The 21,733-nt window shown below is 70.2% G+C and carries 25 protein-coding genes; 5 read left to right on the forward strand and 20 right to left on the reverse strand.

The genetic code is table 11. The features are described 5' to 3' along the window. Window positions 1–5: 5 nt before the first annotated feature. From QM699_RS04800 to ccrA, 10 genes are all read right to left on the reverse strand, one after another. Window positions 6–1,052: a ribonuclease E/G gene (locus QM699_RS04800; RefSeq protein ID WP_415010052.1), complete on the reverse strand. Its 1,047-nt coding sequence runs from the start codon at window positions 1,050–1,052 to the stop codon at window positions 6–8. Then, window positions 1,049–1,633, reverse strand: coding sequence for a Maf family protein (locus QM699_RS04805; RefSeq protein WP_415010053.1), 585 nt, complete (start codon window positions 1,631–1,633; stop codon window positions 1,049–1,051). The genes QM699_RS04800 and QM699_RS04805 overlap by 4 nt, the downstream gene beginning before the upstream one ends. A gap of 8 nt (window positions 1,634–1,641) precedes the next feature. Continuing rightward, complete coding sequence (gene infA / locus QM699_RS04810; protein ID WP_290739457.1) at window positions 1,642–1,860, reverse strand: translation initiation factor IF-1; 219 nt, start codon at window positions 1,858–1,860, stop codon at window positions 1,642–1,644. 168 nt (window positions 1,861–2,028) lie between these two features. Next, entirely contained in the window at window positions 2,029–2,682 is a 654-nt protein-coding gene (gene ccmB, locus QM699_RS04815) for a heme exporter protein CcmB (RefSeq protein WP_415010054.1), read from the reverse strand. Then, entirely contained in the window at window positions 2,679–3,326 is a 648-nt protein-coding gene (ccmA, locus tag QM699_RS04820; protein ID WP_415010055.1) for a heme ABC exporter ATP-binding protein CcmA, read from the reverse strand. The genes ccmB and ccmA overlap by 4 nt, the downstream gene beginning before the upstream one ends. 1 nt (window position 3,327) lies before the next feature. Further along, a complete protein-coding gene (locus tag QM699_RS04825) occupies window positions 3,328–4,833 on the reverse strand; it encodes an AAA family ATPase (protein WP_415010056.1) in 1,506 nt (501 codons plus the stop codon). 38 nt (window positions 4,834–4,871) lie between these two features. Beyond that, on the reverse strand, window positions 4,872–5,513 hold the full coding sequence (locus QM699_RS04830) for an acyl-homoserine-lactone synthase (RefSeq protein ID WP_415010057.1): 642 nt from the start codon (window positions 5,511–5,513) through the stop codon (window positions 4,872–4,874). Window positions 5,514–5,585: 72 nt separating this feature from the next. After that, entirely contained in the window at window positions 5,586–6,287 is a 702-nt protein-coding gene (locus tag QM699_RS04835) for a helix-turn-helix transcriptional regulator (protein WP_415010058.1), read from the reverse strand. Next, a complete protein-coding gene (locus QM699_RS04840) occupies window positions 6,265–6,471 on the reverse strand; it encodes a hypothetical protein (RefSeq protein WP_415010059.1) in 207 nt (68 codons plus the stop codon). The genes QM699_RS04835 and QM699_RS04840 overlap by 23 nt, the downstream gene beginning before the upstream one ends. A 466-nt stretch (window positions 6,472–6,937) precedes the next feature. Next, a complete protein-coding gene (gene ccrA, locus QM699_RS04845; RefSeq protein WP_415010060.1) occupies window positions 6,938–8,236 on the reverse strand; it encodes a crotonyl-CoA carboxylase/reductase in 1,299 nt (432 codons plus the stop codon). A 257-nt stretch (window positions 8,237–8,493) separates the two neighbouring features. On the opposite strand from ccrA, the gene QM699_RS04850 reads away from it, so the two are divergent. Beyond that, entirely contained in the window at window positions 8,494–10,461 is a 1,968-nt protein-coding gene (locus QM699_RS04850; RefSeq protein ID WP_415010061.1) for a methylmalonyl-CoA mutase family protein, read from the forward strand. Between the two features lie 77 nt (window positions 10,462–10,538). Here QM699_RS04850 and QM699_RS04855 read toward each other — a convergent pair whose 3' ends face one another. Then, entirely contained in the window at window positions 10,539–11,123 is a 585-nt protein-coding gene (locus QM699_RS04855; RefSeq protein WP_415010062.1) for a hypothetical protein, read from the reverse strand. A 156-nt stretch (window positions 11,124–11,279) separates the two neighbouring features. Between QM699_RS04855 and QM699_RS04860 the strand changes: the two genes are divergently transcribed. After that, window positions 11,280–12,452, forward strand: coding sequence for a calcium-binding protein (locus QM699_RS04860; RefSeq protein ID WP_415010063.1), 1,173 nt, complete (start codon window positions 11,280–11,282; stop codon window positions 12,450–12,452). A gap of 4 nt (window positions 12,453–12,456) precedes the next feature. Here QM699_RS04860 and QM699_RS04865 read toward each other — a convergent pair whose 3' ends face one another. From QM699_RS04865 to QM699_RS04900, 8 genes are all read right to left on the reverse strand, one after another. Further along, on the reverse strand, window positions 12,457–14,052 hold the full coding sequence (locus QM699_RS04865; protein WP_415010064.1) for a lysine--tRNA ligase: 1,596 nt from the start codon (window positions 14,050–14,052) through the stop codon (window positions 12,457–12,459). A gap of 103 nt (window positions 14,053–14,155) precedes the next feature. Further along, the gene (locus tag QM699_RS04870; RefSeq protein WP_415010065.1) at window positions 14,156–14,473 is read right to left on the reverse strand and encodes an antibiotic biosynthesis monooxygenase family protein; all 318 of its coding nucleotides are present in this window, start codon (window positions 14,471–14,473) and stop codon (window positions 14,156–14,158) included. Between the two features lie 50 nt (window positions 14,474–14,523). Beyond that, window positions 14,524–15,333 carry an ABC transporter ATP-binding protein gene (locus tag QM699_RS04875; protein WP_415010066.1) on the reverse strand — a complete coding sequence of 270 codons (810 nt, stop codon included), beginning with the start codon at window positions 15,331–15,333 and terminating at the stop codon, window positions 14,524–14,526. After that, the gene (locus QM699_RS04880; protein WP_415010067.1) at window positions 15,330–15,698 is read right to left on the reverse strand and encodes a hypothetical protein; all 369 of its coding nucleotides are present in this window, start codon (window positions 15,696–15,698) and stop codon (window positions 15,330–15,332) included. Before QM699_RS04880 ends, QM699_RS04875 begins: the two co-directional genes overlap by 4 nt. Then, window positions 15,699–17,150 carry a dihydropyrimidinase gene (hydA, locus tag QM699_RS04885; RefSeq protein ID WP_415010068.1) on the reverse strand — a complete coding sequence of 484 codons (1,452 nt, stop codon included), beginning with the start codon at window positions 17,148–17,150 and terminating at the stop codon, window positions 15,699–15,701. A 48-nt stretch (window positions 17,151–17,198) separates the two neighbouring features. Continuing rightward, window positions 17,199–17,531: a hypothetical protein gene (locus QM699_RS04890; RefSeq protein WP_415010069.1), complete on the reverse strand. Its 333-nt coding sequence runs from the start codon at window positions 17,529–17,531 to the stop codon at window positions 17,199–17,201. After that, entirely contained in the window at window positions 17,528–17,854 is a 327-nt protein-coding gene (locus QM699_RS04895) for a hypothetical protein (RefSeq protein ID WP_415010070.1), read from the reverse strand. Before QM699_RS04895 ends, QM699_RS04890 begins: the two co-directional genes overlap by 4 nt. After that, window positions 17,851–19,101: a Zn-dependent hydrolase gene (locus QM699_RS04900; RefSeq protein WP_415010071.1), complete on the reverse strand. Its 1,251-nt coding sequence runs from the start codon at window positions 19,099–19,101 to the stop codon at window positions 17,851–17,853. Before QM699_RS04900 ends, QM699_RS04895 begins: the two co-directional genes overlap by 4 nt. A gap of 158 nt (window positions 19,102–19,259) precedes the next feature. Between QM699_RS04900 and QM699_RS04905 the strand changes: the two genes are divergently transcribed. Continuing rightward, entirely contained in the window at window positions 19,260–20,201 is a 942-nt protein-coding gene (locus QM699_RS04905) for a hypothetical protein (protein WP_415010072.1), read from the forward strand. 161 nt (window positions 20,202–20,362) lie between these two features. Here the strand turns inward: QM699_RS04905 and QM699_RS04910 are convergent, their stop codons facing one another. Then, entirely contained in the window at window positions 20,363–20,971 is a 609-nt protein-coding gene (locus QM699_RS04910) for a hypothetical protein (protein WP_415010073.1), read from the reverse strand. Between the two features lie 10 nt (window positions 20,972–20,981). Between QM699_RS04910 and QM699_RS04915 the strand changes: the two genes are divergently transcribed. Then, window positions 20,982–21,239, forward strand: a complete 258-nt coding sequence (locus QM699_RS04915) for a hypothetical protein (protein ID WP_415010074.1) — start codon at window positions 20,982–20,984, stop codon at window positions 21,237–21,239. Window positions 21,240–21,511: 272 nt separating this feature from the next. Continuing rightward, window positions 21,512–21,730, forward strand: a complete 219-nt coding sequence (locus tag QM699_RS04920; protein WP_415010075.1) for a hypothetical protein — start codon at window positions 21,512–21,514, stop codon at window positions 21,728–21,730. Window positions 21,731–21,733 lie beyond the last annotated feature (3 nt).

Consider the following 21,733-nt stretch of genomic DNA (forward strand, 5'->3'; position numbering starts at 1 on the left):
GTCTGTCATGTTCTCGCGACGGATGCGAGCGGTTGACGCGCTCGTTTTCGCTGCAATTCCAGATGGCCGAGGGGGCTCCAGCCGACGAGCGTGGTGTCGATCCCGTCGGTGCGGAGCGCGTGGGCGAGCGCGCGTTCGACCCGGACGCGCTCGGGCCGGGGCATCGGCGCGAAGTCGACGACGATCTGCCCGCCGAGGCCGCGCAGGCGCAGCTGGCGCGGCAGTTCGGTGGCGGCGGCAAGGTTGGCCTTGAGCCCGGCGGCCGGGCTGGTGTCACCGCCGGTGTTGACGTCGACGGCCACGAGCGCGCGGGTCGGTTCGATCGCCATGAAGCCGCCGCCGGCGAGCGGCACCTCCGGGCGGCGGAGCGCGTCGATCTCGTCCCAGATGCCGGCCTCGGTGAAGGCAGTCGGCGCGTCACGCACCGGATCGCCCGGCTCGCGCCACTCGCGCAGCGCCTCGTCGCGGGCGCCGGGCGCCGGGCGCAGCAGGCCGGGGGCGCCGGCGGGCGCGAGGCCCGCCCACTCGGCGCGGAGCGCTGCGATGTCGGCGGCGATGCGGTCGTCGGGGGCCTCGATCGCGGCGGTGCGCAGGATCAGGCCGAGGTCGGCCTCGGCCCCGGCCATGGCGGCGGTGCCGAGCGCCTCGAGCGCGGCGCGGCGGTCGGGGTCGCGCAGGCTGCGCGCGACGTTGATGCCGGGGGCGCCCGGGGTGAGGATGGCGTGGCGCGCCTTCAGGATCGGGCGGGCGGACACCGGCTGCGCCTTGCCGGGCTCGGCCACGCCCGTCACCTGCACGAGCAGGGAGCGGCCGGGCGCAGGCAGCTTCGGGCCGCGCAGAAAGCCGGTGCGGCCGGCGCCGAGGTCGAGCATGACGCCGCCGAGGCCCTTCATCGGCCGGGCCGGGATAGCGCGGAAGATCGCCTCCGGCCGCGGCGTCGGATCGGCGGGATCGGGGTCGACGAGCAGGTCCTCGAGCCGGCCGTCGACCATCAGCGCCGCGGCGTGGCCGCCCTTGGGCAGCGGCTCGATCAGGATCTGGCGGCCTCTCATGCGGCGGGCTCCGGGTGGATGCCGGCAGCGCCGAGCAGGTTCAGCGTCTCGGTGAGCGGCAGGCCGACGACATTGGAATACGAGCCGCCGATCCACGGGATGAGCGCGCCGGCGCGGCCCTGGATGGCATAGCCGCCGGCCTTGCCCTGCCATTCGCCGCTGGCGAGATAGGCGGCGATCTCGCGGGCGTCGAGCTGCTTGAAACGGACGGCGGTCTCGACGGCGCGCAGGCGGGTGCGGCCGCCGGCGCGCACGGCAACGCCGGTGGTGACGCGGTGGCGGCGGCCGGAGAGCAGGCGCAGGAACGCCTGCGCCTCGGCGGCGTCCGCCGGCTTGCCGAGGATGCGGCGGCCGACCGCGACGATGGTGTCGGCGGCAAGCACCACCGCGTCGTCCCCGGGGAGCGCCTCGGCCTTGGTCGCAGCGAGGCGGAGCGCACAGGCGCGCGCCAGTTCGCGGGGCAGGGGCGTCTCGTCGATGTCGGCGGGAAGGGTCGCGTCGGGCCGGATGCCGACCTGCGCGAGGAGCTCGAGGCGGCGGGGGCTCGCCGAGGCGAGGATCAGCCGCGGTCTTTCGCTCACTTACGGTCTCACTTGAAGCGGTAGTTGATCCGGCCCTTGGTCAGGTCGTAGGGAGTCATCTCCACCTGTACCTTGTCGCCGGCGAGCACGCGGATGCGGTTCTTGCGCATCTTGCCGGCGGTGTGGGCGATGATGACGTGGCCGTTCTCGAGCTCCACCCGAAAGGTCGCGTTGGGCAGAAGTTCGGTCACGACCCCGGGAAATTCCAGAAGCTCTTCCTTGGCCATTTGGTGTCCGATACAGTTGCAAAGGCGCGCGCGAACGGGGCCCGTCTTTGCGCGCGCGGAAAATGATGCCGTCGCCTCGGGATTTCAAGCGAAATCGGCCGAGAGCGTCCTATTGCGACAGTTAGGCCGCAGCCGGCCCGGCTTCAAGCAACGCCCGGTTGCAGCCTCTCAGCGCAGGTTGACGCGCAGGGCGGCCGCGGCGGCGAAGGGGGCGCCGGCCAGCACGAGCAGCGTCACGCCGGCGGTCAGGAGCAGGGCCGGCCACGGATCCGCGGCCGTGGCGGCGCGCGCCCCGAAGATCAGGGTCGGCACGTAGAGCGGCAGGACGAGGATCGAGAGCAGGAGCCCGCCGCGACGCACGCCGACGGTGATCGCCGCGCCGACCGCCCCGAGGAAGCTCAGGGCCGGCGTGCCGAGCGCGAGGCTCGCGACGAGCCAGGGCATCGCGGACGGCGCAAGGTTGAGGGTGAGGCCGAGCAGCGGGGCGGCGACGACGAGCGGCAGGCCGGTGGTGAGCCAGTGTCCGGCCGCCTTCACCGCCACCAGCGCCTCCAGCGGCAGGGGGGCGAGCGCGAGCTGGTCGAGGGTGCCGTCCTCGGCGTCGGCCTGGAACAGCCGGTCGAGCGACAGCAGCGCCGCCAGCAATGCCGCGACCCAGAGCGTGCCGACCGCGACGGTGGCGAGCCGCTCGCCCTCCGGTCCGACGCCGAAGGGCACCAGCAGCACGGCGGTGAGGAAGAACGCGAGCCCGAGCCCGGCGCCGCCGCCGGAGCGCAGCGCCAGAGCCAGCTCGCGCACGAGCAGGGCGCGCGCCGCGCTCACGTCCAGGCGCCCGCGAGGAACGGATCCGAGGCGGCACCGGCGGCCTGCGCCGCCTCGGCCGACAGCTCGATGCGGATGTCGACCGGCACGCCGATCGGCCCGTGGGTGGCGATGACGGCGACCCCGCCCCGGGCGGTGTGTCCGCGCACGGCATGGAGCAGCGCCAGCATGGCGTCGGCGTCGAGCGCCACGGTCGGCTCGTCGAGCAGCCAGACCCGGCGCGGCGCCAGCAGCAGCCGGGCGAGCCCGAGGCGGCGCCGCTGACCGGCGGAGAGCAGGTGCGCCGGCCGGTCGGCGATCCGCGTGAGGCCGAAGGCGTCGAGCGCCGGCCCGGGGGCGCCGCCGAGGACAGTGGCCCAGAACCGGAGGTTTTCCAGCACGGTGAGCTGCGGCTTCACTGCGTCGAGATGGCCGGCATAGGCGAAGAGTTCCGATCGTGTGTCGCGGTCGGGCGAGCGGCCGTCGACCTCCACCCGGCCGCCATGCGGCACCAGACCGGCGAGCGCGCGGAGCAGGGTGGATTTGCCCGCGCCGTTCGGGCCGCGCAGGATCGCCACCTCGCCGTCTGGAACGGTGAAGCCGACATCGCGCAGCACGATGCGTCCGCCGCGGGCACAGGAGAGGGCATCGACGCGCAGTCCCATATCACTCCGCCTCGAGCTGCAGGGGCGCCGCCTCGCGCGAGAGGTCGTCGATGCCGAGCGGCGCCGCCGGCCTGGCCATCGCATAGCGGGTGATCCAGTGCAGGCGTTCCTCCGCCCGGGTGATGGCGACGTAGGCGAGGCGCTTCCAGAGCGGCAGGCCCGCTTCCTGGCGGTTCGACTGCGCGGCGGCGTAGAGGTCGGGGCCGAACACCTGTACCTCGCGCCACTGCGAGCCCTGGGCCTTGTGGATCGTCACGGCCGCGCCATGCAGGAACACGGCGCCCATCGAGGCGGCGGAGACGATGGTGGGCTCGTCCTGCTCGGGCGCCTCGATCTGGATGATCGAGGCGACGCCGACGCGGGGGTCTTCGGCGCCGACGACGTGCAGGCGCGAGAAGCCGGCGCGGTTGCCCGGCCCGAGATAGATCACCTGCGCGCCCTTGATGAGCCCGCGCGCCTCGAGATCCATCCGGCGCTTGCGGTGCTTCAACGGCAGCTCGATGCCGTCGCAGACCAGCGGCTCGCCGGGGAGCAGCGCGTCGAACGGCGCGGCATAGGCGAGGCGGAAGGCGTTGATGAGGCGCACGCGGGTCGCGTTGCGCCAGACCAGCACCGGCGCCCGCGACATGGCGGCGGCGTCCACCCGCTGGCTCAGCACCACGCGGTCGTCGCGGGCGGCCGCCTCGCGCAACAGGTCCTCGAAGTCCCGAAAGCCGAGCGCCGGATCGGCGAGGGCATGGGCGAGGTCGAGGATCGGGTTGTCGGCCGCCTGCCGGTGGATGCGGTGCAGGACCAGCCGCGCGTCCTCGGGCAGGCCGTCGAAGACCATGGCGCCGGAGGTGCCGACGGGGGCGAGCTGCGCCGGATCGCCGAACAGGACGAGGGTCCCGAACAGCTCGCGGAGGTCGGAATGGAGGCGATCGTCGAGCATGGAGGCCTCGTCGACGAAGCCGATGTCGAGCGGCTCCTCCCGCCGCTTCCACCCCTTGATGAAGTCCGATCCGCGCAGTCCGGCGGTGGCGAGCGCGCCCGGGACGGACGGGTGCGTCTGGTAGAAGGCAAACGCACGATCGAGCGCCGCGTCGGTCAGCCCCTCGACCTTCGGCCGGTCGCCCTTGCCGGTCAGCCACTCGGCGATCGCCTCGTACTCGGGATCGTAGAGCGGCGTGTAGAGGATGCGGTGGATCGTCGTCGCCGGCACCCCGCGGGAGCGCAGCACGCTCGCCGCCTTGTTGGTGGGCGCAAGCACGGCGAGCGTGCGCTTCAGCCGCGCCTTGCGGCTCTCGTAGTCGGCGGACACGGGCTCGACGCCCGCGGCGATCAGCCGGCGCACCAGCTGCGCCAGCAGCATGGTCTTGCCAGACCCGGCCTTGCCGATCACCGCGAGCGTCGGTTGCGGCCCGCCACCCTCCGGCAGCAGCGCCGCGCCAGGCAGGTCGACGCCCGAGGCCATGAGCGCTGACTCGATCCGGGCATCGGCCCGCGCCTGATCTTCGGAGAACTCCATGCCGCTTCCCTAGCGGCTGGAGTGAGCGTGCGCCAGCGTCAGGCGGCGAGGCGTTCGCCGGTGGGGGCGGCGTGCTCCGGGAACGAGGCGTCGAACCAGTCGGCCATGACCGAGAGCGGGATGCCGGACTTGCGCGAGATGTCGGCGCGGGCCTCCTCGGTCATCGGCCACAGGCCGACGCTGATCGCGTCGCGGCCGTTGCCGTCGGTGCCGATGATGTCCGGCGCGATGCCGATGCGGCGGTAGATCGGCACGGTCTTGGCATAGATCACGCCGAGCGCCTGCTCGATGCCGAAGCGGATGCCCATCTCCGTGCCGGCGGCGAGCAGCGCGGCCGCGACGCCGATCGGCGCGTCGGGGGCGAGGCAGAAGCGCGTGCATTCCCAGATCAGCGGGCTGGCGATGCGCACGCCGCCGGTCAGGTGCAGGAAGTGCTCGTTCGTCATGATCCGCCCGACTGTCGGCATGATCCGGACCGAGCCGGCATGGCGGCCGTCGGGAGACGAGACGATGATGTAGAGCGGATTGAGAACGTCGTATTGATCCATCTCCCAACCGTTCTCATCGACAGTAACCTCCCAGTCAAGCCGATGCTTGAACTGGGCTGCGCGATCCTTGAACATCGAATCGGCGAGAATCGGGAACTGGGACAACTGGTCAGCGTAGAGAAAACGGATCATGATGGCCTCGTGTCGTCTTGATGGCGACAGAAGGCGCCCACGCCTCTTAAGAAAGTCCGACCGTGCGGCACCCTAGTATTTTGGCAACGCCCCCTGCGGCGTTATGATGCCCTTGGCCAGCGCGAGGGCGACGGCATGGGTGACGTTCAATGCACCAAGCTTGTGACGCGCCGAATCGATGTAGGCGCGCAGGGTGTTTTCCGAGATCTGCAGCATGTCGGCGACCGCAGCCCGACTGTGCCCGACGCTCAGGTGCGCGAGCGCCTCGCGCTCCCGCGGGGACAGATCCGCGCTCGGCGGTGCCGTTTCGCGGTTGATGATTCGCAGCGCCTGCTCGTGCATCAGGTGCGAGACCACGAGGATGTCCTTGGCGCTCTGGCTGGTGAACCGCGACCAGTCCGCATCGCTGCACTGGTGATTGAGGCAGAAGACGGCGAACTCGCCCTGCGGCCCCCAGATCGGCACGGTCCACCCCTGATTGCCGAGCCCGTGCTCCATCGCGTCGAGAAGGAAGGCGCGGGCGGCGGGGCTCGACCAGTCGAGGGTCTTCCAGTCCATCGGGTGAAAGCGCCGCATGGCGCCCTGCAGCACCGGGTCGATCGAGAGATAATTCCTCTCGACGTAGCGTCGCGCCCAGTCGCGGCTGTAGGTGAAGGCGCCGATCTGCTCCCGCTTCAGGGTCGCGGTGTGGTAGAAGACGTGGGTGACGTCGCAGAAGTCGCGCAGCTCGTGCGCCCAGACCTGTAGCTCGTCAATGGAACTCGTTGTCTGCAAGCGCTCCAAGAGCGCCTCGAGCCTGGCCTTGTCCAACGTCCGTCCCTGTACAGAGCTTGGCGCCGATCTCGCTGGCCGCGACGAAGATGGCATCGTCGAGCTGCTCGGCGAGCTCGAGCATGCCGTTCTTCTCCGAAAACTGCCGGATGTCCTTCAGAATATCAATGACCCAGTAGGCTTTCATGGCGCGGCACCTGTGTGGGAGGCGGGGGCTCGGTGACGTGCTGATAGCATTGGCGTGAACACGGTTAAATTCGCCAATTCGGTGGCCCCTGAAATGAGGGGGGTGGGGAGAGATAAGGCGTTGATATTGCTACAGGGCTGTCGGGCTTGCGGCAAAGCGCGCCGAGGTCATGGCCAGATCGATTCGCCACGCGCGGGGCGATCAGTGCATATTTGCAAAAGTCCGCTTCCGGGAGCGCGTATCGCGGCGCGGGCGGCCGTCGTGGCATTCTCCGGATCGGCACTGACGGCGGTCCCGCCTCAAGCCGGCGGGGATCCCCTGTTTGCCGCCGCAGCGCCAAAGGTCAAGGTCTCACGACGCGCGTGACGGGCGGAATCAAATCATCGGCGCGGAGCAGTCGGGGCCCGCCGCGCCTGAAGCCTGTCGTCCGGTGGCCGCGATGCGTCGCGGCCACCGTCGCGCGGGTTCATGCCCGCGAGCGGCTCGCCTCGATGGTGTCGGCGAAGGTGCGCAGGCCCGTGGTCGGCGCGCTGACCAGCACCGCCATGTTCCCGGGCTTGTGCTCGTTCTTCCGCATCTTCACGTGCGCGTCCGGGATCTGCGCCCAGGGGAAGACCTCGGACATGCACGGGTCCAGCCGGCGCTCGAGCATGAGCTGGTTGGCGGCGGACGCCTGCTTCAGGTTGGCGAAGTGGCTGCCCTGCACCCGCTTCTGGTGCATCCAGAGATAGCGCGCGTCCATGGTGAGATTGTAGCCCGTGGTACCGGCGCAGATCACCACCATGCCGCCCTTCTTCACGACGAAGACCGACACCGGGAACGTCGACTCGCCCGGATGCTCGAAGACCATGTCGACATTCACGCCCTTGCCGGTGACGTCCCAGATCGCCTTGCCGAACTTGCGGACCTCGTTGAACCACTCCTTGTATTCCGGCGTGTTGACCGTGGGCATCTGGCCCCAGCACTTGAAGTCCTTGCGGTTGATGACGCCCTTGGCCCCGAGCGACAGCACGAAGTCCCGCTTGTTCTCCTCGGAGATCACCCCGATGGCGTTGGCGCCCGCGGTGTTGATGAGCTGGATGGCGAACGAGCCCAGGCCGCCGGACGCGCCCCAGACCAGCACGTTCTGTCCGGGCCGCAGCTCGTGCGGCGAGTGGCCGAACAGCATCCGGTAGGCGGTGGCGAGCGTCAGCGTGTAGCACGACGCCTCTTCCCAGGTCAGATGCTGCGGCCGCGGCATCAACTGCTGGCTCTGGACGTTGGTGAACTGCGCGAAGCTGCCGTTCGGCGTCTCGTAGCCCCAGATCCGCTGGCTGGGCGAGAACATCGGGTCGCCGCCGTTGCAGTGCTCGTCGTCGCCGTCGTCCTGGTTGCAGTGGATGACGACCTCGTCGCCGATCTTCCAGCGCTTCACCTTGTCGCCGACCGCCCAGACGATGCCCGAGGCGTCCGAGCCGGCGATGTGATACGGCGCCTTGTGGCCGTCGAACGGCGAGATCGGGATGCCGAGGCCGGCCCAGACGCCGTTGTAGTTCACGCCCGCCGCCATGACGAAGACGAGGACCTCGTTCGAATCGAGCGTCGGCGTGTCGACGACCTCGACCTGGAACGACTTGTCCGGCTCGCCGTGCCGCTCGCGCCGGATCGCCCAAGCGTACATCTGCTTGGGGACGTAGCCGAGCGGGGGGATCTCGCCGATCTCGTAGAGGTCCTTTTGCGGCGCGTCATACTCTGGCTGGGTGGTCGGCGCGTCCAATGGCGACATGGGTGCGTTCCTTGCTTGCGGCGCGGGGTTCGGAAAACCGTCGCGCAACTTTATTGCGTTCATGGGCTTGGCAGATAAATGACATTATCGCGTCTCGGGTGCAATCGCTTTCGCACCCGCGCAATGGCCGAAAACTCAGGCAATTTTCCATCCGGCGTTCGTTTATCGACGCAATAATGTTTCGACTGTTTGCGCTGCAGTGCAAACCGGCTTAGTGTCGCCCGACCGCTTTCAGCCGATTCGCGAGCTTTGACCGCATGACCGAACCGACCCGCGACAAGCCCTGGCTCTTCCGGACGTATGCCGGCCACTCGACCGCCGCCAAGTCGAACGAGCTCTACCGCTCGAATCTGGCCCGCGGGCAGACCGGCCTTTCGGTCGCGTTCGATCTGCCGACGCAGACCGGCTATGACAGCGATCATGTGCTTGCGCGCGGCGAGGTCGGCAAGGTCGGCGTGCCGGTCAGCCATATCGGCGACATGCGGGCGCTGTTCGACGGCATCCCGCTCGAGGCGATGAACACCTCGATGACGATCAACGCCACCGCCGGCTGGCTGCTGGCGCTCTACGTGGCGGTGGCGGAGGAGCAGGGGGCCGACGTCGCGAAGCTGCAGGGCACGGTCCAGAACGACATCATCAAGGAATACCTCTCCCGCGGCACCTACGTCTTCCCGCCGGAGCCGAGCCTGAAGCTGATCGCCGACGTTGCGCAGTACTGCTATCGGTCGGTGCCGAAGTGGAACCCGATGAACGTCTGCTCCTATCACCTGCAGGAGGCCGGCGCGACGCCGGAGCAGGAGCTGGCGTTCGCGCTCGCCACCGCCCGGGCGGTGCTCGACGAGGTGCGGGGGCAGGTCGACCAGGCGGATTTCCCCGAACTGGTCAGCCGCATCTCGTTCTTCGTGAACGCCGGGATCCGCTTTGTCACCGAAATGTGCAAGATGCGGGCGTTCGTCGATCTCTGGGACGAGATCTGCCTCGAGACCTATGGCGTGCAGGACGCGAAGTTTCGCCGCTTCCGCTACGGCGTTCAGGTCAACTCGCTCGGCCTGACCGAGCAGCAGCCGGAGAACAACGTCTACCGCATCCTGATCGAGATGCTGGCGGTCGTGCTCTCGAAGAAGGCCCGCGCGCGTGCGGTGCAGCTGCCGGCGTGGAACGAGGCGCTGGGGCTGCCGCGGCCGTTCGACCAGCAGTGGTCGCTCCGGATGCAGCAGATCATGGCCTACGAGACCGACCTGCTCGAATACGGCGATCTTTTCGACGGCAACCCGGCGGTGGAGGCGAAGGTCGAGACGCTGAAAGCCGGCGCCCGCGCCGAGCTTGCCCGGATCGACGAGATGGGCGGCGCGGTCGCGGCGATCGACTACATGAAGTCCGAGCTGGTGGCGGCCAACGCGGCGCGGCTGCGGCGGATCGAGGCGGGCGAGACGACCGTGGTCGGCGTCAACCGCTTCAAGGAGGCCGAGCCATCGCCGCTGACCGCGGGGGACGGCGGCATCCTGGTGGTCGACCCGGCCGTCGAGGCCGAGCAGGTGGAGCGGCTGCAGGCCTGGCGCGCGGCGCGGGACGGTGCCGCGGCCGAGGCGGCGATCGCGGCGCTGAAGGCGGCGGCGCGGGCCGGCGAGAACATCATGCCGGCGTCGGTCGCCGCGGCCAAGGCCGGCGTCACCACCGGCGAGTGGGGCGCGGCGATGCGCGAGGTCTTCGGCGAGTACCGCGCGCCGACCGGCGTCGGCAAGTCGGTGTCGCACGCGGCGGGCAACCTCGCCGAGGTCCGCGCGGCGGTCGAGGCGGCCAGCGGCCGGCTCGGGCGGCGGATCAAGTTCCTGGTCGGCAAGCCGGGCCTTGACGGCCACTCGAACGGCGCCGAGCAGATCGCCGTCCGGGCGCGCGACTGCGGCATGGAAGTGGTCTACGAGGGCATCCGCCTCACCCCGGCACAGATCGTCAACGCCGCGCTGGAGGAGAGCGTCCATGTCGTCGGCCTGTCGATCCTCTCGGGCTCGCACCTGCCGCTGGTGACCGAGGTGCTGGAGCGGATGCGCGCCGCCGGGATCGCCGACGTGCCGCTCGTCGTGGGCGGCATCATCCCGGACGTCGACGCCGAAACGCTGCGCACGGCCGGGGTGGCGCGGGTCTACACGCCGAAGGATTTCGAGCTGAACCGGATCATGCTCGACATCGTCGAGCTGGCCGACGCGGCCGACAAGGCAGCGGCGTAGGTCACTCCCGTGCGGGATCATGGACTTTCCATGGATCTCACACGTGAGGCAGGCTCCGGCTGTGCCGGAGCCGGTCGTCAGAGGTCCTGAAAGCCGGGCAGCACCGGGCCGAGCGGCAGGAAGCGGCGGGTCACGTCGCGGACGGAGATGCGGTCGATCCGCACGGTGGTGCCGGTCTCGCTCAGGAGGTCGATCCCGACATGGGCATAGCGGGCGCGCGGGTCCCAGGGGAGGTGCACGCCGGGGCGGGCGTCCGGCCCGATGATGGCGCTCACCTCGAACACCGTGCCATGCGCCGCGAGGCCCACGACGGGGCCGGTGTCCGGCAGGTCGAGCCGCTGCCCGGGGCGGCCGCCGGGATAGGTGGAGACCCGCACCAGAGGCAGCGGGCCCGCCACGACCTTGAGTCGGGAGGAAATCTCGATGAAGTGTCCGGCGCGAACCGGCACCTCGCCCATGTAGCGCAGCCGCTGCATCGGATGGGCGGTGCGCAGCTCGAGGCAGAGGCCGAAGTCGTCGTCGTCGGCCAGCCCGGCGTTGGCGGCGTCGACATAGCTGCCGCTGGCGGGCGTGCCGTCGCCGAACGACCAGTCGTCGAGACCCTCCGCGAAGCCCGCGGGCATCAGGTCGAGGCCAGGTCGGTGAGTGATCTGAATGTTCATTTCGGCGTCCCCGCAGCAGCTTTCGCCCGGGTAGCATCGCATTCGTGAAGAGGACGTTACCGGAACGGATGAGCCGTTAAACCGCGGCGCATTCTTTTCTCGACCATCCTTTTCGTGCCACAGTCCGCGTCCTTTTGCCGGCGAAGGAAGGTTCGGATGACGACTTACCTCTGGCTCTTTGACGCGGCCGGCCCGACCGACCAGTGGCCAGCCTACACCCCGACCGACGTGCGGCTCGTGACGGCGACCCGCACGCTGCTCGACTATTCCGGGACGATCTCGGACGGCGTCTTTGCCGGCGACAGCCTGCGCGAGACCTACCACGGCCGCTTCAACCTGTCCGGCAGCGCGCCGGCCGGACGCATCGGGTCGGTCGATGTCGCCTTCGACGACACGCCGGTGTTCGGCGCGCGCTTCGACGATCCGGTGCGGGTGCGGGCGTATCCCGCCGACTTCACCGAGCGGATGACCGGCGACGTGTCGTTCCGCGGCAATGCCTCGGCCAACGCGATGGAGACGGGCGCCGGCAATGATTCGCTGACCGGCGGCGCCGGCAACGACACGCTTTCGTCCGGCGCCGGGCATGACCGGCTGTTCGGGGGCGCCGGGCAGGACGTGCTCGTGGGCGGGGCCGGGCGCGACACGATGGTCGGCGGCGATGGCAATGACGTCTACGTGGTGTTCGGCCCGGACAGGCTGGTGGAGGCGGCCGACGGCGGACGCGACTCGATCGGCGCGGTCGTGGATTATCGTCTGCCGCTCAATTTCGAGGCGCTGGTGCTCTACGGCAGCGCCGTGTCCGGCTGGGGCAACGGCACGCGCAACTGGCTCGCGGGGAACGAGCAGGCGAACGTGCTCGACGGGCTGGCCGGCGGTGACGTGCTCGCGGGCTTTGCCGGCGCGGATACGCTGGTCGGCGGGTTCGGCGACAACTCGCTGCTCGGCGGCTTCGGCCGCGATCGGCTGATCGGCGGCGCGGGTGACGACAACCTGTTGGGTGGCGCCCATGGCGACTGGCTGACCGGGGGCGCGGGCGACGACGTGTTCGGTTTCGTCAAGGCCAGCGACTCCGCCCCCAGCCTCCGGGACGTCATCTCGGACTTCGGCACGGGCGACACGATCGACCTGTCCGAGATCGACGCGCGGAGCGATCACGCGGGCGAGGATGCCTTCCGATACATCGGCGCGCGGACGTTCGACGGCACGTCGGGCGAGGTGCGCTATGCGCATGGCCTGCTGTCCGGCGACGTCGACGGCGACGGCGCGGCGGATTTCGTCATCCGCGTGCTCGGCGCGCCGGCGCTGCACGCGGACGACCTGGTGCTCTGACGGATCAGGTCTCCGCCGGCGCCGTGACGAGCTTGCCGGCGAGGGCCTCCTCGATCAGGGCGACGGTCTCGGGGATGCCGTAGAGCGCGACGAAGCCGCCAAAGCGCGGCCCCTGCGCCGCGCCGAGGAGCACCTCGTAGATCGCGGCGAACCACGCCCGCAGCGGCTCGAATCCATGCGCCTTGCCGACTTCGAACACGAGGTTCTGCAGTGCCTCCGGGTCGGCCGGCGCGTCCCATGCGGCGAGCCGGTCGCGCAGCTCGCGGAGCGCGGCGACCTCGTGGGCGTCGGCGTGGCGGTAGATCTTCGCCGGCCGCACGAAATCCTCGAAATAGCGCACGGCGCGCCCCGCCGCGGCGTCGAGGCCCGGGTTCGTCTCCGGGCTCGCCTCGGGCGCATAGCGGCGGATGAAGCCCCAGAGCACGTCCTTGTCGTGGGCGTTCGCGGCGCTGGCGAGATTCAGCAGCATCGCAAAGCTCACCACCATGTCCGAGGCCGGCGGCTGGCCGCGGTGGATGTGCCACACCGGGTTGGCGATCCGCTGCGTCGCGTCCTGCTCCGACACGGCGCGGAGCTGCTGGTGATACTCGTCGACGTTCTTCGGAATCACGTCGAAATGCAGCCGCTTCGCCGTCTTGGGCTTGCCGTACATGAAATAGGCAAGGCTCTCCGGATCGGCATAGGTCAGCCACTCGTCGATGGTCAGGCCGTTGCCCTTGGACTTCGAGATCTTCTCGCCGTTCTCGTCGAGGAACAGCTCGTAGGTGAAATGGTTGGGCGCGCGGCCGCCGAGGATCTCGCAGATCCGGTCGTAGATCGGCGTGTTGGTCGAGTGATCCTTGCCGTACATCTCGAAGTCGACGTCGAGCGCCGCCCAGCGGGCGCCGAAGTCGGGCTTCCACTGCAGCTTGACGTTGCCGCCGGTGACGGGGAGCGTCAGCTCGTCGCCGTCCTCGTCGTCGAAGGTGATGGTGCCGTCGGCGGCGTTCACCTCCTTCAGCGGCACGTAGAGCACGCGGCCGGTCTTGGGGCTGATCGGCAGGAAGATCGAGTAGGTCTGGCTGCGCTCCTCGCGGAGGGAGGCGAGCATGACTTCCATCAGCTCGTCGTAGCGCTCGGCGGCGCGCCGGAGGATCGGGTCGAATGCGCCCGACTTGTAGAACTCGGTCGCGGAATAGAACTCGTATTCGAAGCCGAAGGTGTCGAGGAAGCGGCGCAGCATGGCGTTGTTGTGCGCGCCGAAGCTCTCGTGCTCGCCGAACGGATCGGGGACGCTGGTCAGCGGCCGCTGCAGGTTCTCGCGCAGCATCGCCTGCTGGGGCACGTTGTCCGGCACCTTGCGCATGCCGTCCATGTCGTCGGAGAAACAGATGAGCCGGGTCGGGATATCCGAGATCGTCTCGAAGGCGCGCCGGATCATCGTGGTGCGCGCCACCTCGCCGAAGGTGCCGATGTGCGGCAGGCCGGAGGGGCCATAGCCCGTCTCGAACAGGACGTAGCCCTTGGCGGGGGGGCCGTCCTTGTAGCGATCGAGCAGGCGCCGGGCCTCCTCGAAGGGCCAGGCCTTCGACTCCATCGCCGCCGCGCGCACCGCGTCCATTGGCCTCGCTCCCCCGGTTGCCGTCACGGAGCCCCGGCTCTAGGGGAAGGCGGCCCCGGGGGTCAAGGGCCGAGGGCGCCGGGTTCACGTGGCCGAGGCCCGGTCAGAACACCTCGGCCACGTCGTACATCACCGGCTCGAAGCTCTTGCAGAGCGCGCTGATCTCGCGGTTCCTGCGGCGCATCTCGTCGGAGCGGAGCATGGCGAGGAAATCCTCGCGTTGGCGCCACTGGGAGTAGTTCGCGACTCGGGTCTGGGCGTCGTTGACGTGCAGCGCGGCGCCGAGGAAGCCGGGCTGGCGGCTGATGACCTCATCGTAGGCGGCACGGAGCAGGTCGACGAGATCGTGGCAGGTGCCGGGCATCACCTCGAAGGTGGTGATGACGGTCTGGTGGGTGGCGTCGCGGGCAATTGTGGGCATGGCTGGCGTCCTCTTCAGGCGCGCCAGTCTAGCAGGTCAGCGCGCCGCCGCTATACGTCGCTGGTGCCCGCGCGCAGGCCGTCGCGGACGCGTGCGGCGATGTCGAGGAACGCCCGGCTCTCGCGGATGTGGAGCGGGCGCTCGCGGGGAAGCGGGCTCTCGATCACGTCGGTGACACGCCCGGGGCGCGGGCTCATCACCACGATGCGGGTCGAGAGATAGACCGCCTCGGGGATCGAGTGGGTGACGAAGGCGATGGTCTTGCCCGTGCGGTCCCAGAGCTTGAGCAGCTCCTCGTTCAGGCGGTCGCGAACGATCTCGTCGAGGGCGCCGAAGGGCTCGTCCATCAGCAGGATGTCGGCATCGAAGGCCAGCGCCCGGGCGATCGAGGCGCGCTGCTGCATCCCGCCCGAGAGCTGCCAGGGGAATTTCTTCTCGAAGCCCGCCAGCTCCACGAGATCGAGCACGCGGCGGACGCGCGCGGCGCGGTCGGCCTCGGGATAGCCCATGATCTCGAGCGGCAGCGCGATGTTGCGGCCGATGGTGCGCCACGGGAACAGGCCGGCCGCCTGGAAGACATAGCCATAGGCACGGGCCTCGCGGGCGGCGGCGGGGGGGAGGCCGTTGACGGTGATCGTGCCGTCCGTCGGGGTCTCGAGGTCGGCCGCGATCCGCAGGAACGTGGTCTTGCCGCAGCCGGAGGGGCCGATGAAGCTGATGAAGTCACCGGCGTTGATCGTCAGGTCGACGCCCTTCAGCGCGTGAACCGGCCCGTCCGCCGTCTGGAAGGTGAGGCCGAGGCCGCGCGCCTCGATCACGGGCCCGGTCGTCCCGCGCCGTTCGTTCACGGGCGCGCTCACACTGCGCCTCCGGTGCCGCTGCCCCAGCTGCCTGTCACCTTGTGCTGGTCGATGACGCCGCTGACCGGCCCGCCGGCCGCCGAGGGCTTGCCGCTGAACAGCAGCATGCCGACCCGGCCGTCGTCGCAGCTGACGCCGCCGAAGGAGGCGGGCTGGCCGGTCGTGGTGTCGGTTGTGGGGTAGAGGTCGCCCTCGCAGGCGGCGCCGGAGCGGGCGGTGAGGGCGAAGGCGTCGCCGCCGCCGCGCGTGCGCTCGCCGACATAGCGTTCCGCCCCGTTGGCGGTGGCGACCGCAACCGGCGTCCGGCCGACGGCGCAGCCGGCGAGCACGAGCGCCAGACCGGCGAGCGCGAGTGCGGGCCGCATCTAGACCCCGCTCGCCGGGATGCCGGCCCGCGACACCGGCCGCGGCGCGGTCAGCGCCTTCCAGGTCGAGAGCGCGGTCGAAACGGGCCCGGCGGGCGGTCGCGCCACGAAGCGGCCGTGACCCTCCGCCGGCTTCAGCGTGCCGTCGTCGACCATGACGCGGCCACGGCTGAGCACATAGCGCGGCAGGCCGGCGACGCGCTTGCCCTCGAAGACGTTGTAGTCGATGGCCGACTGCTGGTTGGCCGCGGAGATCACCTTCTCCTTCTTCGGGTCGAGCACCATGAGGTCGGCATCGGCGCCGACCAGCACCGCGCCCTTGCGGGGATAGCAGTTCAGGATCTTGGCGATGTTGGTCGAGGTGACGGCGACGAACTCGTTCGGGGTCAACCGGCCGGTCTCGACGCCATAGGTCCAGAGCATCGGCATCCGATCCTCCAGCCCGCCGGTGCCGTTCGGGATCCGGGTGAAGTCGCCGATGCCGAACCGCTTCTGCGCGGTGGTGAAGGCGCAGTGGTCGGTCGCCACGCACGACAGCGTGCCGGACGCGAGCCCCGCCCAGAGCGAATCCTGGTTGCGCTTGTCGCGGAACGGCGGCGACATCACCCGCCGCGCCGCGTGGTCCCAGTCGGGATTGGCATATTCGCTGTCGTCGAGGGTCAGGTGCTGGATCAGCGGCTCGCCCCAGACGCGCTTGCCCAGCATCTTCGCGCGGCGGATCGCCTCGTGCGCCTCCTCGCACGAGACGTGGACGACGTAGAGCGGCGCGCCCGCCATGTCGGCGATCATGATCGCGCGGTTGGTGGCCTCGCCCTCCACCTGCGCGGGCCTCGAATAGGCATGCGCCTCCGGCCCGGTGTTGCCCTCGGCGAGCAGGCGGGCCGACAGCTCGGCCACCACGTCGCCGTTCTCGGCATGGACGAGCGGGATCGCCCCAAGCTCGGCACAGCGGCGGAACGACGCGAACATCTCGTCGTCGTTCACCATCAGGCTGCCCTTGTAGGCCATGAAGTGCTTGAAGGTGTTGATGCCCTTCTCGGTGACGGCCTTCATCTCCTCGAAGACCTGCGGCCCCCACCAGGTGACGGCCATGTGGAAGCTATAGTCGCAATGCGCGCGGCCGGACTTGTTGTCCCAGACCTTGAGCGCGTCGAGCAGCGACTCGCCGGGGGCGGGCAGGGCGAAGTCCACCACCATCGTCGTGCCGCCCGCCAGCGCCGCCCGGGTGCCCGAGTCGAAGTCGTCGGAGGAGTAGGTGCCCATGAACGGCATCTCGAGGTGGGTGTGCGGGTCGATGCCGCCGGGCATGACGTAGGCGCCGGTGGCGTCGAGCACCGTGTCGCCGGCCAGATCCGGCCCGATCGCCGTGATCGTCTCGCCCTCGACCAGCACGTCGCCGCGATAGCTCAGATCCGCGGTGACGATGGTGCCACCCTTGATGACCGTCGACATGACCTTACCCCCGCTTCTATTTCTGCCAGAAACCGACCACCGAGACCGTCATTCGGAGGCGCGGGCGTCGGACGAGATCGCCAGCGCCCCACTCAGCACCGCGGCGTCGTCCGGCGCCAGCGTCAGCCCGCGCCGCAGCCCTTCGGACAGGATACGCGCCGCGAGGCGGAGGTCCATCGTCACCGCCGCCCGTCGCGCGCCGAGGCTGCAGGTGAGGGCGCCGTCGGCGATCTCCCGGGCATAGACGTGCAGCGTCGCGGTGGCGGGGGCGCCATAGCTCACCGCGACCTCCGCACCGGCGTCCGTGCCGAACACCGGCGCCACCGCCGCAATCGAAAGCCGCTCGCGGCCCACGACGATCTCCAGATCCCCGAGGCTCACCCGCCGGCTCCGATCACCTTCGGGCGCACCGCCGCGGCGGGTGCCGCGATCGCCACCCAGCCGGTGCAGACCGGCTCCTCGCCGGCGCCGCCACGTGGCCGGGGAGTGGCCTGACCGCCGAGCACCCGCGGGCTCGCGGCCGCAGCCTCGCGACAGCGGGCCACGCGGTCGCCGGCGCCATCCACCACCCAGAGGCCGCCGGCACCGTCGGCGAGGGTGGCGAACCGCTCCTGCGCCGACCCCGGACCGGCGGCGCCAAGCGCAAGCGCCACCGCGAAGACCGCCGTGTAGCCCGCTGTGAAGCCCGCCGTCCGGCCTTTCACTCCACGATCTCCGCCGTCTCCAGAACCGCATGGAACAGCACGTTCGCGCCCTTTTCCGCCCACTCCGGGGTGATCTTCTCGGCCTCGTTGTGCGACAGACCGTCGACGCAGGGGCACATGACCATCGTCGCCGGCGCCACTCGGGCCGCCCAGCAGGCATCGTGGCCGGCCCCCGAGACGATGTTGCGGTACGAGTACCCGAGCCGTTCCGCCGCGCCGCGGACCCGGGCGACGAGTTCCGGCGCGAAGGTCACCGGATCGAAGTGGCCGACCGCTTCGACCGCACAGCCGACGCCGAGGGCGGCGCAGATCTCCGCCGCCTCCGCCTCGATCCGGGCGCGCATCCGGTCGAGCTTCGCCTGCTCCGGCGTGCGGATGTCGACGGTGAAGACGACCTTGCCGGGCAGCACGTTGCGGGAGTTGGGCGAGAATTTCATCTGGCCGACGCCGCCGACCGCCGCCGGCTGCTCGCTCATGGCGACGGCCTGGACCATCTCGAGGATGCGCGCCATGGCAAGGCCCGCGTTCACCCGCAGGTCCATCGGCGTCGAGCCGGTGTGCGCCTCCTTGCCGGTCAGGGTGAATTCGAGCCACCAGAGGCCCTGGCAGTGCGTGACGACGCCGATATCCTTGCCCTCGGCCTCGAGGATCGGACCCTGTTCGATGTGCAGCTCGAAGTAGGCGTGCATCTTGCGCGCGCCGACCGGCTCGTCGCCCTTCCAGCCGATGCGCTCCAGCTCGTCGCCGAAGCGCAGGCCGTCCTGGTCGACGCGGCCATAGGCGTAGTCGAGGCCGAGCACGCCGGCAAAGACCCCCGATGCCAGCATGGCGGGGGCGAAGCGGGCGCCTTCCTCGTTGGTCCAGTTCGTCACCACGATCGGGTGCTTCGTGCGGATCCCGAGGTCGTTCATCGAGCGCACCGCCTCGAGCGCGCCGAGCACGCCGAGCACGCCGTCGTACCGGCCCCCCGTCGGCTGGGTGTCGAGGTGGCTGCCGACGTAGACCGGCAGGGCGTGCGGATCCGCGCCGGGCCGCGTGGCGAACATCGTGCCCATCTGGTCCACCCCGAGGGTCAGCCCCGCGTCCTCGCACCAGCGGCGGAACAGGGCGCGGCCCTCGGCGTCGGCGTCGGTCAGGGTCTGCCGGTTGTTGCCGCCGGCGACACCCGGGCCGATCTCGGCCATCGCCATCAAAGCGTCCCAGAGCCGGCCGCCGTCGATCTTCAGGTTGTCGCTCGGTGCGGCCAATCGAACCTCCTGCTCCCGCCGTTCCGGCCATCCTTGCCATCCACGGCCGCGAGCGCAAGACACCCGAAATCCCCTGCTGCGCGCCGACGGGCGGCGAGTACACTTTCGGCGGGGGGAATCGGCGCGGTCGTCCGCGCTGGCAGAACAGGGAGATACGAATGTCGCGAAACACGCTGCTCGGCGCCGCATGCCTGGTGCTGGTGGGCCTGCTTGTCGGATACATTGCCGGCTCTGGAGGGCCGAGCCTGAAGGAGATCGACGATACAATGAGCGCGCGCCTCGACGCGGCCGGCAAGGCCGAGGCCGATCGCACCGCCGCGCTGGAGGCCAAGGTCGGCGACCTCGGCACCCGGATGGATGCCGTCTCCGCGCAGGTAAAGTCCGGCGCCGACGCGGTGCAGGGACTGGGCGACCGGATCGGCGGGACGATTACCGATCTTGGCACCCAGCTCGGCGACAGAGTCGGCGCGGCGGGCGCGTCGAGCATGGCGGCGCTGCAGGGCGGGCTCGACAAGCTGCAGCAGCGGCTGGCGGCGGTCGTGCCAGGCGAGCCGGCGCCGGCGGCAAAGGCTCCGGCGGCGGACGCGGCCCCGGCCGAGGCGGCAAAGCCGGCCAGCGAGGCCACTGGCATCCCGGCCGGCAGTGCCGCCGGCGAGACCGTGATCCTGTCTGAAACCGCGCGGGTCTTCGTCTCGCGGGTCGACGACGCGGCCGGCGAGGCGTCGCTCTATGTGGATGGTGCGCCGGTCACGCTGGCGGTGGGCCAGACGGCGCCGTTCCAGGCCGGTGACAAGGACTGCCAGCTGACGCTGGCGGCGGTCGACCGCGGCCATGCGAGCCTGAGCGGCGCCTGCGGCAGCGACCTGCCCAGCGCCGAGGGCACCGCTGCCGGCACCTCCGTGATCCTGGCCGACGGCGCCGTGCGGGTGTTCGTGTCGGGAGTCGAGGACGAGATGGCGCGAATCGCGGTCAACGGCGTCACGACGCAGGACGTCGCCGTCGGCGACAGCATCGACGTCGCCTCGGGGGAGAAGTCCTGCAAGGTCACGGTGACGGGTATCGACCGGGGCCACGTGGCGCTCGACGCCGCCTGTTCCTGACCCAGGCTGCGTCACGGTTAGGGGACCGAGCCGGGGGGAGGGAGTGCCCCCCGGCTTTTTCCTTTGAACCCAGCGGTGAGGCGCATAATCCTGAGCCGAGAGCCGCGCCGGTCCGGTAAGCACGACGGGGCGTGCAGCCTGCGAAAGCGATCTGGAACGACCTAATAACTCCCGGGATCTGGGGAATATGGGGTCAGTCCAATGAGCAGCAGTTTGCTGTCTTCCTTGAATCTGAAGATCAATAACTTGTTGCATCCGACAAGCACGGCGACAAACACGGCGTCGACGTCGACAAGCACGGCGTCGACCAGCACAGCTTCGACCAGCACGGCGTCGGGCGGCACTTCCGGAACGACCACGACGACGGCAGTCGACGCGCCGGCGACAGTGGTGAGCTTCAGCACCACGACCGCCACCACCGCCGCTGCGGCTTCCGCGACGGACACGCCCGCAACGACGACTTCCGCCACGGCGACACCACCGACGGCGACTTCGCCGACAGAGACTTCCGCGCCGGCGCCCGCAGCGGCAGAAACGCCCGCCGCGTCGGTCTCCTCCGAGCCCGAAGCGACCGAGCCGGAGCCGACCGCGCCCGAGCCGACCGCGCCCGAGCCGACCGCGCCCGAGCCGACCGCGTCCGAGCCGGAGGCAACCGACACGGCGTCCGAGACCGAGGCGGCGGCCACTGCCACGGACGAGACAGAGGCGTCCGACGAGACGGACGTGGCGACTGCCACGACCACCACGGCAAGCGACCCGACGACAGCCACGGCCGAATCCGTGACCGCCGCCGCGACCGAGGACGCGAGCAGCGCCGAGACGAGTGGCGCAGCCGCTGTCGTGAGCATGTCGGCAAGGGCCAGGGCGTCGGTCGAGCGGCCGGAGGAGCTGGCCCGGACCTACGCGCTCGAGGCACAGAAGGCGTTTGCGCTCGCACTGCTGGCTGATCGCTGGGCATCGAAGGCTCACGCGGGCGTGGAACCGACGGGCAAGGCCGAACAAGTCGGTCCGGGCGAGGCGGCCGCAGGCGCGGCCTGAGCCGCGCCCGGGACGCAATCCGAAAATTCGGCGAAGGAGGTCCGGAGAGGGATTTTCACGACGCCGGAAGGTCTTCGTGCGGGTCGATATCGGCGATCTCGACCCGCACGATCGACAGACCGGAGCGAGAAGCACGTGACGGATCGACCGATCCGGGCTCCAGAGAGAAGGGCGGCGCGGTCTCGCGCCTCTTAACTCTTTCTTCACGAATTGGTTCGCTGCGCTGACCCCTCGCGCTATCCTTCCCAAGGGTTTGGGGAAGGATCGTTGCGATGCGGGAGAGGACATGCGCCTGCGCGAGCCGGGGCCGACGCCCGTCCGAAGCCGCCGCGCCGCCGGACAGGCGCCGGAAGCCGCCCGCCCGCCCGCTCGCCGAAGGCTTCATCGAGTTGGTCGAGATCCCTGCGCCGGGACGGGCGGCCGCGGCTGCCCGCGCCTTCTCGGCGGGAAATGGCTATGTCCCGGGCCTGATCGTCGACCGCATCCTCTGAAGT

This window comes from Amaricoccus sp., from assembly GCF_047602525.1.
Lineage (GTDB): Bacteria > Pseudomonadota > Alphaproteobacteria > Rhodobacterales > Rhodobacteraceae > Amaricoccus.

Excerpts from the sequence above, each read along its gene's own strand:
- QM699_RS04800 (WP_415010052.1), bottom strand. The coding sequence starts at position 1,052 with ATGAGAGGCCGCCAGATCCTGATCGAGCCGCTGCCCAAGGGCGGCCAC.
- infA (WP_290739457.1), bottom strand. The coding sequence starts at position 1,860 with ATGGCCAAGGAAGAGCTTCTGGAATTTCCCGGGGTCGTGACCGAACTT.
- ccmA (WP_415010055.1), bottom strand. The coding sequence starts at position 3,326 with ATGGGACTGCGCGTCGATGCCCTCTCCTGTGCCCGCGGCGGACGCATC.
- QM699_RS04825 (WP_415010056.1), bottom strand. The coding sequence starts at position 4,833 with ATGGAGTTCTCCGAAGATCAGGCGCGGGCCGATGCCCGGATCGAGTCA.
- QM699_RS04830 (WP_415010057.1), bottom strand. The coding sequence starts at position 5,513 with ATGATCCGTTTTCTCTACGCTGACCAGTTGTCCCAGTTCCCGATTCTC.
- QM699_RS04840 (WP_415010059.1), bottom strand. The coding sequence starts at position 6,471 with ATGAAAGCCTACTGGGTCATTGATATTCTGAAGGACATCCGGCAGTTT.
- ccrA (WP_415010060.1), bottom strand. The coding sequence starts at position 8,236 with ATGTCGCCATTGGACGCGCCGACCACCCAGCCAGAGTATGACGCGCCG.
- QM699_RS04850 (WP_415010061.1), top strand. The coding sequence starts at position 8,494 with ATGACCGAACCGACCCGCGACAAGCCCTGGCTCTTCCGGACGTATGCC.
- QM699_RS04855 (WP_415010062.1), bottom strand. The coding sequence starts at position 11,123 with ATGAACATTCAGATCACTCACCGACCTGGCCTCGACCTGATGCCCGCG.
- QM699_RS04860 (WP_415010063.1), top strand. The coding sequence starts at position 11,280 with ATGACGACTTACCTCTGGCTCTTTGACGCGGCCGGCCCGACCGACCAG.
- QM699_RS04865 (WP_415010064.1), bottom strand. The coding sequence starts at position 14,052 with ATGGACGCGGTGCGCGCGGCGGCGATGGAGTCGAAGGCCTGGCCCTTC.
- QM699_RS04870 (WP_415010065.1), bottom strand. The coding sequence starts at position 14,473 with ATGCCCACAATTGCCCGCGACGCCACCCACCAGACCGTCATCACCACC.
- QM699_RS04880 (WP_415010067.1), bottom strand. The coding sequence starts at position 15,698 with ATGCGGCCCGCACTCGCGCTCGCCGGTCTGGCGCTCGTGCTCGCCGGC.
- hydA (WP_415010068.1), bottom strand. The coding sequence starts at position 17,150 with ATGTCGACGGTCATCAAGGGTGGCACCATCGTCACCGCGGATCTGAGC.
- QM699_RS04905 (WP_415010072.1), top strand. The coding sequence starts at position 19,260 with ATGTCGCGAAACACGCTGCTCGGCGCCGCATGCCTGGTGCTGGTGGGC.
- QM699_RS04920 (WP_415010075.1), top strand. The coding sequence starts at position 21,512 with ATGCGGGAGAGGACATGCGCCTGCGCGAGCCGGGGCCGACGCCCGTCC.